The sequence below is a fragment of the Allobosea sp. GW823-FHT02B03 genome, from assembly GCF_058797755.1.
In genome coordinates this window covers 721,412-739,177 of record NZ_JBXAJY010000004.1, presented here as the reverse complement: position 1 = coordinate 739,177, position 17,766 = coordinate 721,412, and the positions used below count along the sequence as shown (strand labels likewise).

Sequence of the window (17,766 nt, the reverse complement as noted above, 5' to 3'; positions counted from 1 at the left end):
AGCCAAAGAGATCACCCGAGACGACTTCGTCCCAGGAGCAGGCTCAAGCTCGTAGAGGGTGACGACCGGGCCGGGGCAGGCCTGGACGACCTCGCCGCGGACATTGAAGTCCTCCAGCACGCCTTCAAGGAAGCCCGCATTCTGCTGCAGGACCTCGACCGGGATCGCGCTCTCGATCTGCGGCGGCTCCGCCAGGAAATCGATCGGCGGCAATTCGAAGCCGGGGATCACCACCGAAACAGCAGGGGCGATCTCGACGCCGCGGCGCCGCGCGCGCTGTGCGGACGCATCGGGCTCGGGCGCGCGTTGAGGGCGCTCGGCCTTGAGGACTGAGACACTGTTCTTCGCCGCCGGCACTGGCATGGGCGCCGGGGTCTCCTGCACTGGCTGCTCGACCGGTGCTGGTGCCAGCACGGAAGGCAGCGCCGCAGGCGCGGTGAAGCTCACATCGAGCCGATAGCTCTGCCTCCAGCCCATGCCGCTCCACGGCATCGCCGTTGCGGCAGTAGCCATGAAGCCGTCGGCGTGCGGCACGATCCGCCGCTCTTCGGCCACGGCCGGCGGCGGTGACGGAGGCGGCAGCAGCGCCGGCTCGGGAAACGTCTCGGCGAAGGTCTCGATGGTCGTCTCGTCGGACCGCTCGGCATCCGGGATGAACTCCCAGAAGGCATCGTCGGACAGGAAGGCGAAGGGCGTCGACGGCATCGCCTGGTCGGCCGGCTCCGCCTCGTCTTGCGCGACGACAGCCATCTCCAGGAGCATGGCCGCTTCGTCATCGAGCACCGCGGCCAGCGCTTCCGAAGCGCCTTCGGCAGTGGCGATCTCGGCGACCTGCGCCTCGCCCCAGACCTGCTGCATCAGATGCCGCGGGGTCCGCCAGAAGCGGACGCGGTCGAGTTCGGCCGCTGGAACAGGCGGCTGCTCGGCAGGGTGGATTTCAGCGGTCTCCGCCTCGACGACTGCTGCCTCGACGATTTCCGGCTCGACAGTTTCCGGCTCGACGCGCGGCTTTGCGGTCTTCGCCGGCGTACGCCAGTAACGGACTTCGGCCGGCTCGGAAGCCGGCTGGCCAGACCGGGGCTGAAGGGGAGAGTTAGCGCCTTCCGCCTGGGGATTCCAATTCACTCGACGCATGGACATCAGCAAGCACGGCACACTGGTTAACGACTGCTTCGAGGCCTACCCCGGCAGGGTTAAGAGGGGATGAAGCTTTGCCCGCCGCGCGCCGGGACGGCGTGTTGTCCCCATCCCGATCCGCTTGCCGCAGGGTCGCCTAGACGCCCGGCAAACGGTACGCCTTGAACATCTCGCGCAGCGCCGTCTTCTGGATCTTGCCGGTCGCGGTGTGCGGGATCGCCTCGACCAGAACGACATCGTCGGGCAGCCACCATTTCGCGATCTTGCCGGTCATGAAGGCGAGCATCTCCTCCTTGCCGGGCGTGCGGCCGGGCTTCGGCACGATCACCAGCAGCGGCCGCTCGTCCCATTTCGGATGGGCGACGCCGATCACAGCCGCCTCCGCCACGTCGGGATGGCCGACGGCGAGGTTTTCGAGCTCGATCGAGGAGATCCATTCGCCGCCGGACTTGATCACGTCCTTGGAGCGGTCGGTGACCTGCATGTAGCCGTGAGAATCGATGGTCGCGACATCGCCGGTGTCGAAGAAGCCGTGTTCGTCGAGGATCGGCTGTTCGTGCCGATAATAGGCGCCGGCGACCGCCGGGCCGCGCACTTTCAGCCGTCCGAAGGTCTTGCCGTCCCAGGGCAGCTCCCTGCCCTCGTCGTCGGTCAGCCGGAACTCGACGGTGAACTGCGGATGGCCCTGCTTGACCTTGAGATCGTAGAGCGCCTCGCCTTCAAGATCGGCATAGTCCGGCTTGATCGTGCAGAAGGAGCCGATCGGGCTGGTTTCGGTCATGCCCCAGGCATGGTCGACGGTGACGCCGTACTTCTTCTCGAAGGCCTCGGTCATCGCCCGCGGACAGGCCGAGCCGCCGATCACCACGCGCTTCAGGCTGGTGAGCTTCTCGCCCGTCGCCTCGAGATGCTGCAGAAGCCCGAGCCAGACCGTCGGCACGGCGGCGGTCAGCGTCACGCCCTCGCCGTTCAGAAGTTCGAGCAGCGAAGCGCCGTCGAGCTTCATGCCGGGCAGGACGAGCTTCGCGCCGGTCATCGGCGCCGAATAGGCCAGCGACCAGCTATTGGCGTGGAACAGCGGCACCACCGGCATCACGACGCTGCGCGAGGACAGGCCCATATAGTCCGGCATGGCGCAGGCCATGGCGTGCAGCACGTTCGAGCGGTGCGAATAGAGTACGCCCTTGGGCCCGCCCGTGGTGCCCGAGGTGTAGCAGAGCCCGGCGGCGGTGTTCTCGTCGAGCCTCGCCCAGGCGAAATCCGCATCGCCCTCGGCGAGCCAGTCCTCATAGGCGACGGCGCCCTTCAGCACGGTCTCCGGCATGTGCTCGCGATCGGTCAAGATGATGTAGCGCTCGATCGTCGGCAGCTTGTCCTGGATGCCCTCGACCAGCTTGACGAAGGTCAGGTCGAGGAAGAGCAGCCGGTCCTCGGCATGATCGATGATCCAGGCGATCTGCTCGGGGAACAGCCGGGGATTGACCGTATGCGTGATCGCCCCGATGCCGGTGATGCCGTACCAGAGCTCGAGATGCCGGTCGGTATTCCAGGCCAGCGTCGCGACGCGATCGCCGACCTTGACCCCGCTGCCCGAGAGCTTCTTCGCCAGCTTCAGCGCCTTCTCGCGCACCTTTGCGTAGGTGGTACGCCGGATCGGCCCCTCGACGCTGCGGCTGACCACCTCGCGATTGCCATGCTGGATCGCGGCATGGTCGATGATCCGATGGATCAGCAGGGGCCAGTCCTGCATCAAGCCCAGCATGCGTCTTCTCCCCGTTTGTACTACCTGTTTTGCGCAGCATAGCCAGCGGACGCGGCGACGCGAAAGCCCTCGCGCGACGGCCGAAGATAAGCTAGTTCAGGGATGAACCATCGGGGGAAAGAGCCGTTGCCAGCATCACGCCCGGCCCCTGTGCCTGAGCCCGTCGAGCCGGACCGCGTCTGGTTCCGCTTCATGCGGCTGCACCAGCGCATGCTCGGCCAGATGACCGCGCGCATCCGCGAGCTCGGCCTCTCCATCCCGCAATTCGACCTGCTCTCGACCCTGACCGAGCGCGAAGGCATCAGCCAGAGCGAGCTTGCCGAGCGGCTCTACGTCACCAAGGGCAATGTCTCCGGCCTGGTCGACCGGCTGGTCCAGGCCGGGCTCGTCGAGCGCCGCGCCATCGCCGGCGACCGGCGTTCCTACGCCATGCACCTGACGCCCGAGGGTCGGCGGCTGGCGGAGGCCGGCATGCAGACGCAGCGCGATTTCGTCGCCTCCACCCTCGGCAAGCTGCCGACCGGCGACCTTGCCGAGCTCGACCGGCTGGTGCTGGCCTGGCGCGACCTCGCCCGCGCCGTCGACGAGACCTAGGTCAAGCGCATGTTCGCGGGGCTGGCCTATGCCGGCGGCGGCAATCGTTGCTACTGGCAGGGCGGCTTCTACGAAACGGTGGCGCCGCGGATCGGCCTGAAGCCGCGCCGTGTGGTCGGCGCCAGCGCCGGCGCCTTCGCCATGCTCTATACCGCGCTCGGCCTCGGCCCGACCGTGCGCGAGCTGGTGCGCGAGGCCTGCATCGGCCGGACCTCCGAGGTCGACTGGCCAGCCTTTCGCCGCGGTGGCCGCCTCTTTCCGGTCGGCGAGCTCTACCAGTCCATGCTCGCCGCGCTGTTCACCGAAGAGCGCCTGACCGAACTGCAGGCCCGGGCCGATTTCCGGGTCGCGATCTCGCGGCCGCCGCGCTTCTGGCCGCTGCCCGTCGCCGCCGCGCTCGGCATCGGCGCCTATCAGCTCGAAAAGCGTCTGCGTCGCCCCGTGCATCCGACAGCCGGGCGCAGGCTCGGCTTCGTGCCCGACCTGATCCGCATCGCCGATTGCGCCACGCCGGCCGAACTGGCCGCCGCGCTGATGGCGAGCGCTTCGGTGCCACCCTTCATGCCCGGCGGCCTGGTCGCAGGCCGCGCGGCGCTCGATGGCGGCCTCGTCGACAGCGCCCCGGCCTGGGCGCTGGCCGAGCTCGAGCAGCAAGGCGAGCCGACGCTCGTCCTGCTCACCCGCCCCTTCGCGCAAGTGTCCGAGGTCGCGAACCGGACCTATACCGGCCCGTCCGAAACGATCCCGGTCAGCCAGTTCACCATCCGCGACTGGGACGGCATCCGCTTCGCCTATGAGCTCGGCATCCGCGATGGCGAGGCGTTCCTCCGGGCAATGGAAAAGCGGCGCACCGGACAGACCGCGACAGCGCCCTAGTCACCCGGCGCCGCACGTCGCGCAATGTCCGATCTGCGCCGTGCGGCAAGGCAGGTTTTCATCGCTCTTCACGTCGGGTTACGAATTGGCATTCGGCCGCCGGAATCAGCCATGCCTTCGATCGATCTCACCGCCTCCGCCACCAGCCTCCTCGCTGGCCTGCTGGCCCGCCGCTTCAGCGCAGGCGAACTGCTAGAAGCGACATTCGCCCGTATCGACGCGCTGAATCCCGCGCTCAACGCCATCGTCGCGCAGGATCGCGCGGCGGCGCGCGCCATGGCGGCGGAATCGGACCGGCGCATCGCGGCCGGCGAGGCGCGTCCGCTGGAAGGCCTGCCGATCACCATAAAGGACGCGTTCGACGTCGCCGGCCTGCCCTCCTCCGGCGGCCTGCCGGCCTACAAGGACCGTGTTCCCGCGGAGGACGCAGCTGCCGTCGCCCGCCTGCGCGCCGCCGGCGTGGTGATCATCGGCAAGACCATCGTCCCGGTCTTCTCCGGCGATTTCCAGAGCTACAACCCCGCCCATGGCATCGCCAGCAATCCGTGGAACGCCGAATACTCGCCCGGCGGCTCCTCCGGCGGGGCGGCGATCGCGGTTGCGACCGGCATGGCCGCCTTCGAGCTCGGCTCCGATCTCGGCTCCTCGATCCGCTGGCCGGCCCAAGCCTGCGGCGTGCTCGGCCTGAAGACCAGCTGGGGGCTGGTCTCGACCTGGGGCGCGGTGCCGCCGCCGCCCGAGCGGCGCACGGCGCGCAATGTCGACCTGATGGTCGCTGGTCCTATCGCCCGCTACGCCGAGGATCTCGACCTCGTCCTGCCCGTGCTCGCCGGTCCGCGCGACGCCCATGTCGCCGGCCCCGCCTTGGCTGCTCCCCGCCACGCCGATGCGAAGGGCCTGCGCGTCGCGGTCTGGGCGAGCGAGCCCTTCGCACCGGTGACCCGCGAGGTTTCCGAGGCAGTGCGCGAAGCCGGGCGCAGGCTGGCAGAGGCCGGCGCGCTGGTCGACGAGGCGGCGCGCCCCGGCTTCCGCTTCACCGAGGCCTATGAGGTCTATGCGCTGCTGAACCACGCGGTCGTCGCCTATGGCCTGCCGCCGAAGGTGCGCGCCCGCATCCAGGCGCAGGCGGCCAAATTCGCTCCCGGCGATCTCTCGCATCAGGCGCTGCAGGCCCGCGGCGCCCGCATGACGCCCGGCCTCTACCAGCAGATCCACCAGCGCCGCCTCGCGCTGAAGCGGCAATGGGCTCGCTTTTTCAAGAATTACGACGTGCTGCTCTGCCCACCCGCTCCGGTCGGCGCGCAGAAGCACGACCATCTGCCGGATTTCCATGCCCGCCGACTCGACATCGACGGCGTGGAGCGGCCCTATCTCGACTTCCTGTGCTGGGCGAGCCTTGCGACCGGAGCCGACCTGCCGGCGCTCTCGGTCCCGGTAGGCCCGTCGCAGGCGGGGATGCCGCTCGGCGTGCAGGTCATCGCGCCGATGGGCGAGGACCGCAGCGCCATCGCGGTCGGGGCCATGCTGGAGAAGCTGGGCGGCGGCTATCGCCTGCCGCCTGCCGCGGCGTAACAACCTACAAGCAATCCGCCAGCGAAACTCTGCGGTTTCCGTCGCGACCGACCGTCTCCGGCGCCGCCAGCATGGCGTTGAGCACCGCCTCCTGCGTCGCCTCGGCGGCGGCGCGGAACGGCAGGTCGATCCGGTTTTCGTTCAGCGCGGCGAGCTGCACGATGTCCGCCCGCTCGCCATGCGCGATCCGGCCAGCGGTCGAGAAGGCGATGGCGATGTCTCCGCTGCCATTGCCCCAGAAGGCGCCGAGCCGGGCGAGGCCGGCGCCGCAGCGCCTGGCGATGCGCGTCAGCTGCCGGCTTTCCAGCGGCAGGTCGGTGGCCACGATGATGATCACCGAGCCGCGCTCCGGCGGCTGGGCCGTTCGCTTGGCCGGCGGCACCGGGCGACGGCCGTCGGGCAATACGAGATCGCCGGCATTGCCGAAATTCGCCTGCACCAGCACGCCGAGCGTGAAGCTGCGGCCGTCCAGTTCCATCAGCCGCGAGGCCGTTCCGATGCCGCCCTTGAAGCCGAAGGCGCTCATGCCGGTGCCGGCGCCGACCGCGCCCTCCTCGACCGGCCCGCCGCTGGCCGCGTCGAGCGCCGCTTCGGCATCTTCGACCCTCAGCCGCCGCGCCCGGATATCGGACAGGAAACCGTCATTGCATTCGAGCACCAGCGAATTCACCGTGCCGGTCTCGCGGCCGATCTGCGGGTTGGCGGCGAGCGCCCGCCCGACCAAAGCCTCGATCCCGGTCGCCACCGCAAAAGTGTTGCCGAGCAGGATCGGCGTCTCGATCTGGCCGAGTTCGGCGAGCTGCATCAGCCCGGCGCTCTTGCCGAAGCCGTTGATGACCTCGACGCCGGCCCGGATCTTCTCGCGGAAGAGGTCCCCGCCATGCGGCAGCAGCGCGGTGAAGCCGGTGTTGACATCGCCATCCCGAATGGTCCGGTGACCAACGGCGACGCCGGCCACATCGGTGATCGCGTTGAGCGGGCCGGTCGGCAACGAGCCGCAGATCAGACCATGCTCGCGTGCCCTCTTGCGCAAGGCGTTCTCCTCCTCCGGCGACGATCAGACGGCCGCGTTGAACACGGCTTCGAGATGGTGCCCGTCGGGATCGACGACGAAGGCCGCATAGTAGTTCGGGCCGTAATGGGCCCGCAGGCCGGGCGCGCCATTGTCGCGCCCACCATGCAGGAGTGCCGCGTGATGGAAATCCGCGACCGCCTGGTGATCCGGCGCCGCGAAAGCGAGATGGAAACCCGGCCCCGGCGCGCGCTGCCCGTCCGGGCGGTGCTTCAGAGCCAGCGCGTCTCCGCCCCCCGGAGCGCCGTAGCCGACGGCTTGATTGTCCTCACCAGGCCGAAGGTCGCTCCAGACCCGGACATAGCCGAGCTGCGCGAGCACGGCATCGTAGAACGCGGACGCGCGCTCGATATCGGCCACACCGAGCGAGAGATGGTGCAGCATCGGCCGGTCCGACTGGCTCACGCCGCTGCCTTGACCTTCGTCACGGTCATGCGCCGCTGCCCACCCGCCAACTCCTCGCGCAGCACCAGCCTTTCATCGGTGGCGATCACGCCGAGCGGCACGTCATGCGTCGACAGCAAGGCGGTCGCTGACTTGTTGAGGAAGACGATCACCGGGCGGTTCCCGGCCGCCGCCCAGCGACGCAACTGGCTAAGATAGGGCTCCTTGCGCCAGGCTTGCGGCGCGCCGGGATCGAGTTGGACGAACAGCCAGTTCGTCGTCGGGTCCATCGTCAAGACGAAGCGGGCCTTGTCCGGCTTCCACTCCGGCCCCAGGAACCCTTGCGTCATCCATAGGCAGAAGAAGGCGCGACAATGCTGCGGCCGCGTCGCATGGATGCCGCACCCCCTGCCGGGCAGGCAGTGCTTGCACCAGCTGCCGGCAACGCTTTCCACCGCCGGCACGTCGTAGACCTTGCAGCACAACGTGCAACTGCCGCAATCGCGGCCAGGCGCCGGCTGATTCGCCATGCTGGCGGGATCGATCATGCAAGACCTCGTCGAAGAGCGCGAAACCATGCGCATCACTGCTGCGGCTGGCAAGGCAATTTAGAAGCGATCGAAGCAAGCCTTCCGTCGTTTTCTCGGAAACACCCACTGCTCGGCAGGCACGTGCCTGAACATTCTGGCATCGGTCGCGGGCCGGGCCCGTTCTCGCGTTTGCCCGAGACGACCGGGAGGTGCGGGCAGGCCGCCTTGCAATTCCGGAGAGCCTGATCCGCCCTGCGCCAGACTCTGCCGCGATCTGCAAGAAAATCGCTCAGCGCTTGCGCGGCTGCGGGGCTATGCTCGCATAAAGATCCCATAAGGAAGCGGAGCCGGGCATGCTGACCAACCTCGCCGTGCGCGATATCGAGACGCTGATTCACCCCTACACCAACCTGGCCACGCATCGCGAGGTCGGCCCGCTCGTGCTCGAGCGCGGCAAGGGCGTTTTCGTCTACGACACCGCCGGCAAGGACTATATCGAGGGCATGGCCGGGCTCTGGTGCACCTCGCTCGGCTATTCCAACGACGAGTTGGCCGAGACCGCCTATGAGCAGCTGAAGAAGCTGCCCTTCACCCACATCTTCTCCGGCCGCAGCCATGATCCGGCGATCGAGCTCGCCGAGAAACTGAAGGAGATCGCGCCGGTGCCGATCTCGAAGGTCTTCTACGGTTCCGCCGGCTCGGATGCCAACGACACCCAGGTCAAGCTGGTCTGGTACATGAACAATGCACTCGGCCGGCCGCAGAAGAAGAAGATCATCTCGCGGCTGAAGGGCTATCATGGCGTCACCGTCGCCTCGGCCTCGCTGACGGGCCTGCCTGCCAACCACACCGATTTCGACCTGCCGCTCCCCGGCATCCTCCACACCTCCTGCCCGCATCACTACCGTTTCGCCCATCCCGGCGAGAGCGAGCTCGACTTCTCGGCGAGGCTCGCCGCCGAGCTCGACGAGATGATCCAGCGCGAGGGGCCGGACACGGTCGCCGCCTTCATCGCCGAGCCGGTGATGGGCGCCGGCGGCGCGGTGACCCCGCCCGAGGGCTATTTCGAGGCGATCAACGCCGTGCTCGCGAAGTACGACATCCTGTTCATCTCCGACGAGGTCATCACCGGCTTCGGCCGCACCGGCGAGATGTTCGGCACCACCACCTACAAGATGAACGCCGACACACTGTCCTGCGCCAAGGCGCTGACCTCGGCCTATTTCCCGCTCAGCGCCGTGATGGTCAGCGAGCCCGTCTACCAGGTACTGGTCGACCAGAGCCGCAAGATCGGCACCTTCGGCCACGGCAACACCTATGCCGGCCACCCGGTCGGCTGCGCGGTTGCGGTCAAGACGCTGGAGATCTACCAGCGCGACAAGATCATCGAGCGCGTGCGGCAGGTCTCGCCGAAATTCCTCGCCCGCCTCGGCAAGCTGGCCGAGCATCCCCTCGTCGGCGAGGCCCGCGGCGTCGGCCTGATCGGCGGCATCGAGCTCGTCAAGGACAAGGCGAGCAAGGCGCAGTTCGAGGCCAAGAAGGCCGTCGCGGCCAAGTCTGTATCCTTCGCCCAGGAAGAAGGCGTCATCCTGCGCGCCATGGGCGGCGACCGCGTCGCCTTCTGCCCGCCGCTGGTGATCAGCGAGGCCGAGATCGACGAGATGTTCGACCGCTATGAGCGGGCGCTCGGCAAGACGCTCGACTGGGTCAAGGCCGAAGGCCTGCTCGCTGCCTGAAGCCGGCGCTGCAAGACGAGAATCTCGATGCCCGCCCTCGTGGCGGGCATTTTCGTTGGGGGACCGGCCTCCCGCGAAGGCGCCCGGCGCGGATTCTCGGCCGCCTCCAGCGAAACCGCACCAAAGCTGACCAAGGCCTCGTTGTGACGCAGAAAACGTCACGATGTTTTCACGATGCCGCCGCCGACAGGACCCGATCGGCTGCGACATTGACCAGGTCGGCGGCCAGGAACCGCCGGCAGGCCCAGATGGAACCGAGAGTCATGTCTTCGCAAAAGCCACAGTCCAAGGCACCGCGCAGCGCCAGCTTTCACGATGCCACCGCGCGTGAGGCCTATGCGTCACGCTTTCGCCCGATCGCGATTCCTGCCATTCTGGCGGGAACCCGCTGGGCACCTGCCGCGTTGACCTCGCAGCACAGGGACGTTCCGGCGATCCTGCGCGGCGGTTCTGAAGATTGACCACAGCACCACCTTCTACCGAGACCCTCCATGCCTGACCGGCGCAGAGTTCTTCAAACTCTCGCCGGTCTTTTTCTGTCCGCCTTCGGGCTGGGCAGCTATGCCTATGCCTGGGAGCCCGCCCATCAGGGCGTGACGCGTTACCGAGTGAAGCCCACTGGCTGGCCGGAAGGCAAATCGCTTCGCCTCGCCGCGATCTCGGATCTGCATGTCGGCGGCCCGCATGTGCCGGTCTCGCGCGTGCGCGAGATCGTCGACCTGACCAATCTCCTGCGGCCCGATCTCATCCTGCTGCTCGGCGACTTCATCGCCAGCCGGTCGAAACGGCGGGACGACCCGCCCGAGGCGGCCTGGGCGGCCGAGCTCGCCCGCTTGCAGGCCCCCCATGGCCGCTTCGCCGTGCTCGGCAATCATGACTGGTGGCACGACGACAGGGCCCAGCGCGACTATCGCGGCCCGACCGAGGTTCGGCTCGCTCTCGAGGCGGTCGGCATTCCCGTGCTCGAGAATGACGCGCTCCGGCTCGAAACCAAGGCCGGCCCGCTCTGGGTCGCCGGCCTCGGTGACCAGCTTGCCTTCCTGCGGCCGCGCCGGGGTCAGCGCCGCGGCATCCACGATCTCGCCGGCACCCTCGCCAAGATTGACGACGACGCGCCGGTGATCCTGATGGCGCATGAGCCGGACATCTTCGCACGCGTGCCCGCACGCGTCTCCTTGACGCTCTCGGGGCACACCCATGGCGGGCAGGTCCGAATCCTCGGCTGGTCGCCGATCGTGCCCTCGCACTACGGCAACCGCTATGCCTACGGCCACGTCGTCGAGCGCGGCCGCAACCTGATCGTCTCGGGCGGGGTCGGAACGAGCAAGCTGCCGCTCAGGCTGGGCGTCCCGCCAGAGATCGTCCTGGTCGAACTCGGTTAGGCGACGCCCTGCCCTCAATGCGCCGTTTCCGGCGCGAACAGCAGCTTGACGAAGCCCCGATAGGCCAGCACCTGACGGGCCAGCCGGCTCGGATCGCCGAGCGTCCGCGACATGATGATGCCGCCGTCGATCACGCAGGAGAGCATTTCGGCGAGATCATCGAGGAGCACGGGCTCCCGCATGCGATGCTGCTCGGCGATTTCCGCCAGCAGGCCGCGAAAGCGCGCATTCCAGCTGCGTACCGAGGCCGCCGTCATCTCGCGCACCTCCCGGTCGAACAGGCGCTCCTGATAGCAGATGCTGGCGATCAGGCAGCCGGGATGGCCGTTCGGCAAATCGTCCATCAGCTCGGCGAGCAGCTTGAGCGAAATCAGGAAGGCCGGCAGCGGATCGTCGGCAAGCTCCCGGCCGCGGGCGAAGATCTCGTCGAACAGCCGGTCATTGGCCTCGACATAGCGCCGCAGCATCTCGCGGGCGAGCTCGTTCTTGTCGCGAAAATGGTAGAAGAAGCCGCTCTTGGTGATCCCGGCTTCGGCGATCACCTCCTCGATCGAGGTCGCGCCGAAGCCCTTGCTGAGGACGCCGGCCTCGGCGATGGCGATGATCCTCTCGCGCGTAGCGGTGCCTTTGCTCATGGCGCGGCTCCTCTCGGCTGTACCGAGGGTACAGCCTTTGCCGCCGGCAGGTTAGGGAAAAAGCGCCCCGCGCCGGTCGACACACCGCAAGCCCATGGAAACGTGAAGAGAATTATCCACCCGGCGACTGGACCACGAGACTTCTAGAACCCGGGCCGCCCCGGGAGCGATAACCCCTGCACGCAACCGCCGACTGGCCGGTTGCCGAAACCAGACCGGACGGAGGGGTTTGATGGCCAGGTACAGGCACGGACTGCCGCAGCTCGACGGCGGCATCTTTCTCAGCGATGGCGGCATGGAGACGACCTTCATCTTCCATGACGGCATGGAGCTTCCCCATTTCGCCTCCTGCGTGCTGCTGGAGACGCCTGAAGGGCGCTTCCATCTGCGCAACTACTACGAACGCTATCTCGCCATGGCGCGCGGCCGCGGCGTCGGCTTCGTGCTGGACAGCGCGACCTGGCGCGCCAATCCCGACTGGGGCCGCAAGCTCGGCTACGATGCCGGGCGGCTTGCCGCGGTGAACCGGGCCGCGATCGCCCTGCTCGTCGAGTTGCGCGATCTCTGGGAAGCGCCGTCCATGCCCTGCGTGATTTCCGGGGCGATCGGGCCACGGGGCGACGGCTACCGGGCAGACCGGACGAGTGTGGCGGAGGCCGAGGATTATCACGCGGCGCAGATCGCGACCTTCGCTTCGACGGAAGCGGACATGGTCGCGGCGTTCACGATCAACCATGTCGAGGAGGCGATCGGCATCGCCCAGGCCGCGAAGCGCCTGCAAATGCCCTGCGCCATCTCTTTCACGGTCGAGACCGACGGGCGGCTAGTGACCGGCGCGACATTGCGCGGGGCGATCGAGGCCGTCGAGACGGCGACGGACGGCTCTCCGGCCTACTACATGATCAACTGCGCTCATCCGAGCCATTTCACGCAGGCTCTGGAAGCCGGCGAGGCCTGGGTTCGGCGCGTCCATGGCGTCCGCGCCAACGCCTCGGCGCGCAGCCATGCCGAGCTCGACGATTCGACCGAACTCGATGCCGGCGATCCCGTCGATTTCGGCCGCCGCTACGGTGAATTGACGCGACGCTTCCCGACGATGCGTATCTTGGGCGGCTGCTGTGGCACCGACCATCGCCATGTCGCGGCGATCTGCGAGGATTGCATCGAGCCGGTCAGGCTGAGCGCCTGAAAGTTCGAACGGGGACGGTCAACTCGGCGGCAAGAGCTGATCAAGAGGTCCACAAAAGCCGAAGCCGGCACCGATCGGGCGGATCGGTGCCGGCTTCGCTGATTTCGTAAATCGGGCGGGCCGCGCCCGAAGGCACTCGCCTCAGCGGACGATGACCTTTCCGCCGACCTCGGCGCGATTGTAGAGGTCGATCGCGTCGATGTTGCGCATCCGGATGCAGCCCGAGGAGGCCGAGCGGCCGATCGTCTCCGGCTCGTTGGTGCCATGGATGCGGTAGAGCGTGTCCTTGCCGTTCTGGTAGAGATAGAGGGCGCGGGCGCCGAGCGGGTTGTCCGGCCCGCCTTCCATGCCACCGGCGCGTGGCGCCAGATGCGGCCAGCGCGCGATCATCTCGGCTGGCGGGGTCCAGCGCGGCCATTCCGCCTTGCGCTGCATCACGGCGGTGCCGGTCCAGCCGAAGGCCTCGTCGCCCGTAGCGACGCCGTAGCGGATCGCCTTCTTGTTCGGCAGCACGAAGTAGAGGAACTTCTCTGTGGTATCGACCACGATCGTGCCCGGCGCCTCGCCGGTCGGATCGGTGATCTCATAAGGCATGTGCGTGATCTGCGTCTCGAACTTCGGCACCAGCGCCATGTATTCGGCATCGCGCGCCGAGAGCGAGGGCGCATTCACGGTCTTGTATTGGCACGCGCCGAGAAGGACGGACACGCCGAGCACAGCAACGAGAGACCGCTTCATGACTTCCACCGACGACGCCAGGACAGCGTCTGTTATGATGAATGGATCGTTAAGATTCGGTGACCCGACAGACGCAAGCCAGGCCCGGAACGGAGCCCAGACTTACGGCGACAACGTCGGCTGCGCAACGAAGTTCCGGGATTTCGGCGCGATTTGGCTTCTTGCTGCGTTGCAGTGACAATATGGTCACGCCTTCGGCGTCCCGTGACCCAAAGATACCCTGCCCTGGAGAATTCTGCGCGTGACGACGCTCCTGATCAGCCACCCTTCCAGCCTCCAGCATGCGACGCCGGCCGGCCATCCCGAACGCATCGATCGGATTCGCGCGGTCGAGCGCACGCTTGAGGATGAGCGATTCGCCACGCTGCAGCGCGTCACCGCCCCTGAGGGCACGCTGGCGCAGGTCGAGCTCTGCCATGCGCCGCGCTTCGCCCAGGCCGTCGTCGAGGCGTCCCCTCAGAACGGCATGGTCCATATCGATGCCGACACCTCGATGTCGCCGGGCACCCTGTCGGCTGCCCTGCACGGGGTCGGCGCCGCGGTGCATGCGGTCGACGAGGTGATGACGGCGCGCGCCGCCAACGCCTTCTGCGCCATGCGCCCGCCCGGCCACCATGCCGAGAGCGACCGGGCCATGGGCTTCTGCTTCTTCAACAATGCCGCGATCGCCGCGCGACATGCGCAGAAGGTCCATGGTGTCGAGCGGGTCGCGATCCTCGACTGGGACGTCCATCACGGCAATGGCACGCAGGAGATCTTCTGGAGCGATCCGAGCGTGCTCTACGCCTCGCTCCACGAGATGCCGCTCTTCCCCGGCACCGGCGCCGCCTCCGAACGCGGCGAGCACGGCAACATCGTCAACGCTCCCTTGCGCGCCGGCGACGGCAGCGACGTCTTCCGCGATGCCTACGAAAACGCGGTCCTGCCGCGGATCGCCGCCTTCCGGCCCGATCTGGTGATCATCTCGGCCGGGTTCGACGCGCATTGGCGCGACCCGCTCGCCAACCTCAACCTGAAGGAGCCCGACTTCGCCTGGGCGACGCAGAAGCTGATGGAGCTGGCCGACCGGCACGCCGGCGGCCGGCTCGTCTCGATCCTGGAAGGCGGCTACGATCTGGAGGGCCTGTCGAAATCGGTCGCCGCCCACGTCATGGCGCTGATGCGGGGGTGAGCGCTCCGATTATTCGGGAATCACACCGTAGAGCCTCATCCTGAGGAGCCGCGAAGCGGCGTCTCGCAGGATCCTTCAGGAGACTGCGGCACCAGCTGGATCATCCTTCGAGACGCGGCCTGCGGCCGCTCCTCAGGTTGAGGGCTTGAACCCTTGGACTTCCGACAGCGCTAAGCCCTATTCCAGCGGCTCGGTCTCGGCGATCTCGATGCCGAAGCCGGAGAGGCCGACGAAGGAGCGCGAGGTCGAGGCCAGGTTGACGATCGAGGCCACGCCGAGGTCGCGCAGGATCTGGGCGCCGAGGCCGATCTCGCGCCATTGCTGGAAGCGTACGGCATCCGAGCCTTCCTCGACGCTCTTGATCGGCACGCCGGCCGAACCGTCGCGCAGATAGACCAGGACGCCGCGGCTCTCCTTCTGGAAACGGCGCAGCGCGCACTGGATCGAGGAGGCGCCGCCGAGCACGTCGGCGACGACATTGGCGCGGTGGAGCCTCGCCGGCACCTTCTCGCCATCGCCGAGCTTGCCCATCACGAAGGCGAAGTGCTGGGTGTCGTCGAAGGGCGTGACATAGACATGGCCGGTCATCTCGCCGAACTCGGTCTTGACCGGGAAGGAGTGGACGCGCTCGACCAGCTTCTCGCGCGCCTGGCGATAGGCGATCAGGTCGGCGACGGTGATCTGCTTCAGCTTGTGCTTCTCGGCGAAGGCGGCGATCTGCGGCCCCTTCATCACCGTGCCGTCGTCGTTGGCGAGTTCGCAGATCACGCCGACCGGCGGCAGATTGGCGAGCTTGCAGAGATCGACCGCGGCCTCCGTATGGCCGGAGCGCATCAGCACCCCGCCCTCCTTGGCGATCAGCGGGAAGACATGGCCGGGGCGGACGAAATCCGCGGCGCCCATATTGCCGTTGGCGAGCGCGCGCACGGTGTTGTTGCGCTGCTCGGCCGAGATGCCGGTGGTCAGCCCGTGCTTGACGTCGACCGTGATGGTGAAGGCGGTGCCGAGCGGGGCATCGTTGGAGGACACCATCGGGTCGAGTCGCAAGCGGCGGGCTTCCTCGCCGGTCAGGGGCGCGCAGACGATGCCGCAGGTGTTGCGGATGATGAAGGCCATCTTCTCCGCCGTGCAGAGCGAGGCGGCGACAATCAGATCGCCTTCGTTCTCGCGATCATCGTCATCGGTGACGATGACGATCTCGCCACGCGCGAAGGCTTCAATGGTCTCGGCGACATTGCTCTGGGTCATGGCGGCCTCGCGGGGGCCCTGCAGGCCCAGGAAATCGTTGGGGGTGACGGCTCCGCCCGTGGCGGCGGCGATGCGCTCGGCGCTCTCGCGCGAGATCCAGGCATCGGGATCGTTGCAGAGCGCGGTGACGCTCGCGGGCGACAGGCCCGCCTGGCGCGCGAAGGCGCTGCGGCCGATCTTCTGCTGCTGGAGCCAGGCGTCGAGTTTCATGGCGTCAATTTAGTACGCCAACCCTTCGCCTGCAATGAAGCGTCACACAAATTTCAGTGATACTGAAATCGAGCGTCCGTCATGGTCGGGTTTGACCGACCATCTCTTGCCGGAGGAGGCTCGGGTCTGCGCCTTCTCGTCCTGAAATTCCCGGGTCTGCGCTGCGCTTCGCCCGAGAATGACGGCAATCCTCAGCGCCCGAACGGCCAGCGCGGCTCGACCACTCCGACCTGCCCGCGATGGCGCAGGTAATGGTCGGCCAGCACGCAGGCGACCATCGCCTCGCCGACCGGTACGGCCCGGATGCCGACGCAAGGGTCGTGGCGGCCCTTGGTGAACATCTCGGCCTCGCCGCCGCTGCGCGTCACCGTGGCGCGCGGCGAAAGGATCGACGAGGTCGGCTTCACCGCGAAGCGCGCGACGACCGGCTGGCCGGTCGAGATGCCGCCCAGGATACCGCCGGCATGATTGGTCAGGAACAGCGGCTTGCCGTCATTGCCGGCGCGCATCTCGTCGGCATTGTCCTCGCCGGAAAGCTCGGCGGCGCCAAATCCCTCGCCGATCTCGACGCCCTTGACCGCGTTGATGCTCATCAGCGCCGCCGCGATATCGGCATCGAGCTTGCCGTAGATCGGCGCGCCCAGCCCCTCCGGCACACCCTCGGCGACGATCTCGAGCACAGCCCCGATCGAGGAACCGGATTTGCGGATGCCGTCGAGATAATCGGCATAGAAGGCGGCGGCCTTGGCATCGGGGCAGAAGAACGGGTTGCGCGCGACCTCCTCCCAGTCCCAGTTGTCGCGGTCGATCTTGTGCGGCCCCATCTGCACCAGCGCACCGCGGACCTTGAGGCCGGGCACGACCTTGCGGGCGATCGCACCCGCCGCGACCCGCATCGCCGTCTCGCGCGCCGAGGAGCGCCCGCCGCCACGATAGTCGCGGATGCCGTACTTCACGTCATAGGTGAAATCGGCATGGCCCGGCCGGTACTTGTCCTTGATCTCGGAATAGTCCTTCGAGCGCTGGTCGACATTGTCGATCATCAGCCCGATCGAGGTGCCGGTGGTGACCTGCTCGCCGCTGGCCTCGTCGACGAAGACGCCGGAGACGATGCGGACCTCGTCCGGCTCCTGGCGCTGCGTCGTATAGCGGGACTGGCCGGGACGGCGCCGGTCGAGCTCGAGCTGGATCTCCGCCTCGGTGATCGGGATCAGCGGCGGGCAGCCATCGACGACGCAGCCAATGGCCGGCCCATGGCTTTCGCCGAAGGTGGTGACGCGGAAGAGATGGCCGAAGCTGTTGTGCGACATGGGAACCCGACGTGTTTTCGCCTTGGGCTCATAGGCCGGATTGCGCGGTCGCGAAACCCTTAGGTCAGCATCGCAGCGGGTCAACGACCGGCCCACGCCGCTTTCGAACTTCGCTTCCTGCGGCACCATGCACGTTGACAGCCGCGCTATGCTGGCGCTTCTAGCGGCCGATGAAGCGCAAGAGCTGCATCCTGCCGCGCTCCTGGCGCCCCGGGAGTGT

17 protein-coding genes are annotated in these 17,766 nt (G+C 67.6%); 8 read left to right on the top strand and 9 right to left on the bottom strand.

Going from position 1 to position 17,766, the window contains the following annotated elements:
* On the bottom strand, positions 1–1,140 hold a 1,140-nt coding region (locus AC1REK_RS17075), incomplete at its 3' end, for a DNA translocase FtsK (RefSeq protein WP_492273808.1).
* A gap of 133 nt (positions 1,141–1,273) precedes the next feature.
* Positions 1,274–2,899, bottom strand: a complete 1,626-nt coding sequence (locus AC1REK_RS17070; protein WP_492269131.1) for a long-chain-fatty-acid--CoA ligase — start codon at positions 2,897–2,899, stop codon at positions 1,274–1,276.
* Between the two features lie 192 nt (positions 2,900–3,091).
* Between AC1REK_RS17070 and AC1REK_RS17065 the strand changes: the two genes are divergently transcribed.
* From AC1REK_RS17065 to AC1REK_RS17055, 3 genes are all read left to right on the top strand, one after another.
* Positions 3,092–3,493: a MarR family winged helix-turn-helix transcriptional regulator gene (locus AC1REK_RS17065; RefSeq protein WP_316017707.1), complete on the top strand. Its 402-nt coding sequence runs from the start codon at positions 3,092–3,094 to the stop codon at positions 3,491–3,493.
* 9 nt (positions 3,494–3,502) lie between these two features.
* Positions 3,503–4,369: a patatin-like phospholipase family protein gene (locus AC1REK_RS17060; protein WP_492269132.1), complete on the top strand. Its 867-nt coding sequence runs from the start codon at positions 3,503–3,505 to the stop codon at positions 4,367–4,369.
* A gap of 111 nt (positions 4,370–4,480) precedes the next feature.
* A complete protein-coding gene (locus AC1REK_RS17055) occupies positions 4,481–5,941 on the top strand; it encodes an amidase family protein (protein ID WP_492269133.1) in 1,461 nt (486 codons plus the stop codon).
* Between the two features lie 4 nt (positions 5,942–5,945).
* On the opposite strand, the gene AC1REK_RS17050 is transcribed toward AC1REK_RS17055, so the two are convergent.
* The 3 genes from AC1REK_RS17050 to AC1REK_RS17040 are packed head-to-tail and all read right to left on the bottom strand — an operon-like array spanning position 5,946 to position 7,945.
* Positions 5,946–6,974, bottom strand: coding sequence for a DmpA family aminopeptidase (locus AC1REK_RS17050; protein ID WP_492269134.1), 1,029 nt, complete (start codon positions 6,972–6,974; stop codon positions 5,946–5,948).
* 24 nt (positions 6,975–6,998) lie between these two features.
* Positions 6,999–7,397, bottom strand: coding sequence for a VOC family protein (locus AC1REK_RS17045; RefSeq protein ID WP_492269532.1), 399 nt, complete (start codon positions 7,395–7,397; stop codon positions 6,999–7,001).
* Between the two features lie 17 nt (positions 7,398–7,414).
* On the bottom strand, positions 7,415–7,945 hold the full coding sequence (locus AC1REK_RS17040; protein WP_492269135.1) for a hypothetical protein: 531 nt from the start codon (positions 7,943–7,945) through the stop codon (positions 7,415–7,417).
* A 335-nt stretch (positions 7,946–8,280) separates the two neighbouring features.
* On the opposite strand from AC1REK_RS17040, the gene AC1REK_RS17035 reads away from it, so the two are divergent.
* The 3 genes from AC1REK_RS17035 to AC1REK_RS17025 all read left to right on the top strand — a co-directional run bounded on the left by AC1REK_RS17035 (position 8,281) and on the right by AC1REK_RS17025 (position 11,045).
* Positions 8,281–9,663: an aminotransferase gene (locus tag AC1REK_RS17035; RefSeq protein WP_327522154.1), complete on the top strand. Its 1,383-nt coding sequence runs from the start codon at positions 8,281–8,283 to the stop codon at positions 9,661–9,663.
* Between the two features lie 263 nt (positions 9,664–9,926).
* A complete protein-coding gene (locus tag AC1REK_RS17030) occupies positions 9,927–10,124 on the top strand; it encodes a hypothetical protein (RefSeq protein WP_316017586.1) in 198 nt (65 codons plus the stop codon).
* A gap of 30 nt (positions 10,125–10,154) precedes the next feature.
* Entirely contained in the window at positions 10,155–11,045 is an 891-nt protein-coding gene (locus tag AC1REK_RS17025; protein WP_492269136.1) for a metallophosphoesterase, read from the top strand.
* 14 nt (positions 11,046–11,059) lie between these two features.
* Here AC1REK_RS17025 and AC1REK_RS17020 read toward each other — a convergent pair whose 3' ends face one another.
* On the bottom strand, positions 11,060–11,680 hold the full coding sequence (locus tag AC1REK_RS17020) for a TetR/AcrR family transcriptional regulator (protein WP_327522156.1): 621 nt from the start codon (positions 11,678–11,680) through the stop codon (positions 11,060–11,062).
* Between the two features lie 232 nt (positions 11,681–11,912).
* On the opposite strand from AC1REK_RS17020, the gene AC1REK_RS17015 reads away from it, so the two are divergent.
* On the top strand, positions 11,913–12,869 hold the full coding sequence (locus tag AC1REK_RS17015; RefSeq protein WP_492269137.1) for a homocysteine S-methyltransferase family protein: 957 nt from the start codon (positions 11,913–11,915) through the stop codon (positions 12,867–12,869).
* A 141-nt stretch (positions 12,870–13,010) separates the two neighbouring features.
* On the opposite strand, the gene AC1REK_RS17010 is transcribed toward AC1REK_RS17015, so the two are convergent.
* A complete protein-coding gene (locus tag AC1REK_RS17010) occupies positions 13,011–13,607 on the bottom strand; it encodes a L,D-transpeptidase (RefSeq protein ID WP_066476183.1) in 597 nt (198 codons plus the stop codon).
* Between the two features lie 241 nt (positions 13,608–13,848).
* Between AC1REK_RS17010 and AC1REK_RS17005 the strand changes: the two genes are divergently transcribed.
* A complete protein-coding gene (locus AC1REK_RS17005; RefSeq protein ID WP_492269138.1) occupies positions 13,849–14,778 on the top strand; it encodes a histone deacetylase family protein in 930 nt (309 codons plus the stop codon).
* 177 nt (positions 14,779–14,955) lie between these two features.
* On the opposite strand, the gene ribB is transcribed toward AC1REK_RS17005, so the two are convergent.
* Both ribB and aroC read right to left on the bottom strand, forming a co-directional pair.
* Complete coding sequence (ribB, locus tag AC1REK_RS17000; protein ID WP_492269139.1) at positions 14,956–16,236, bottom strand: 3,4-dihydroxy-2-butanone-4-phosphate synthase; 1,281 nt, start codon at positions 16,234–16,236, stop codon at positions 14,956–14,958.
* Positions 16,237–16,427: 191 nt separating this feature from the next.
* A complete protein-coding gene (aroC, locus tag AC1REK_RS16995; RefSeq protein WP_492269140.1) occupies positions 16,428–17,546 on the bottom strand; it encodes a chorismate synthase in 1,119 nt (372 codons plus the stop codon).
* Positions 17,547–17,766 lie beyond the last annotated feature (220 nt).

Excerpts from the sequence above, each read along its gene's own strand:
- AC1REK_RS17070 (WP_492269131.1), bottom strand. The coding sequence starts at position 2,899 with ATGCTGGGCTTGATGCAGGACTGGCCCCTGCTGATCCATCGGATCATC.
- AC1REK_RS17065 (WP_316017707.1), top strand. The coding sequence starts at position 3,092 with ATGCGGCTGCACCAGCGCATGCTCGGCCAGATGACCGCGCGCATCCGC.
- AC1REK_RS17060 (WP_492269132.1), top strand. The coding sequence starts at position 3,503 with ATGTTCGCGGGGCTGGCCTATGCCGGCGGCGGCAATCGTTGCTACTGG.
- AC1REK_RS17055 (WP_492269133.1), top strand. The coding sequence starts at position 4,481 with ATGCCTTCGATCGATCTCACCGCCTCCGCCACCAGCCTCCTCGCTGGC.
- AC1REK_RS17045 (WP_492269532.1), bottom strand. The coding sequence starts at position 7,397 with ATGCTGCACCATCTCTCGCTCGGTGTGGCCGATATCGAGCGCGCGTCC.
- AC1REK_RS17040 (WP_492269135.1), bottom strand. The coding sequence starts at position 7,945 with ATGATCGATCCCGCCAGCATGGCGAATCAGCCGGCGCCTGGCCGCGAT.
- AC1REK_RS17035 (WP_327522154.1), top strand. The coding sequence starts at position 8,281 with ATGCTGACCAACCTCGCCGTGCGCGATATCGAGACGCTGATTCACCCC.
- AC1REK_RS17030 (WP_316017586.1), top strand. The coding sequence starts at position 9,927 with ATGTCTTCGCAAAAGCCACAGTCCAAGGCACCGCGCAGCGCCAGCTTT.
- AC1REK_RS17025 (WP_492269136.1), top strand. The coding sequence starts at position 10,155 with ATGCCTGACCGGCGCAGAGTTCTTCAAACTCTCGCCGGTCTTTTTCTG.
- AC1REK_RS17020 (WP_327522156.1), bottom strand. The coding sequence starts at position 11,680 with ATGAGCAAAGGCACCGCTACGCGCGAGAGGATCATCGCCATCGCCGAG.
- AC1REK_RS17015 (WP_492269137.1), top strand. The coding sequence starts at position 11,913 with ATGGCCAGGTACAGGCACGGACTGCCGCAGCTCGACGGCGGCATCTTT.
- AC1REK_RS17010 (WP_066476183.1), bottom strand. The coding sequence starts at position 13,607 with ATGAAGCGGTCTCTCGTTGCTGTGCTCGGCGTGTCCGTCCTTCTCGGC.
- ribB (WP_492269139.1), bottom strand. The coding sequence starts at position 16,236 with ATGAAACTCGACGCCTGGCTCCAGCAGCAGAAGATCGGCCGCAGCGCC.
- aroC (WP_492269140.1), bottom strand. The coding sequence starts at position 17,546 with ATGTCGCACAACAGCTTCGGCCATCTCTTCCGCGTCACCACCTTCGGC.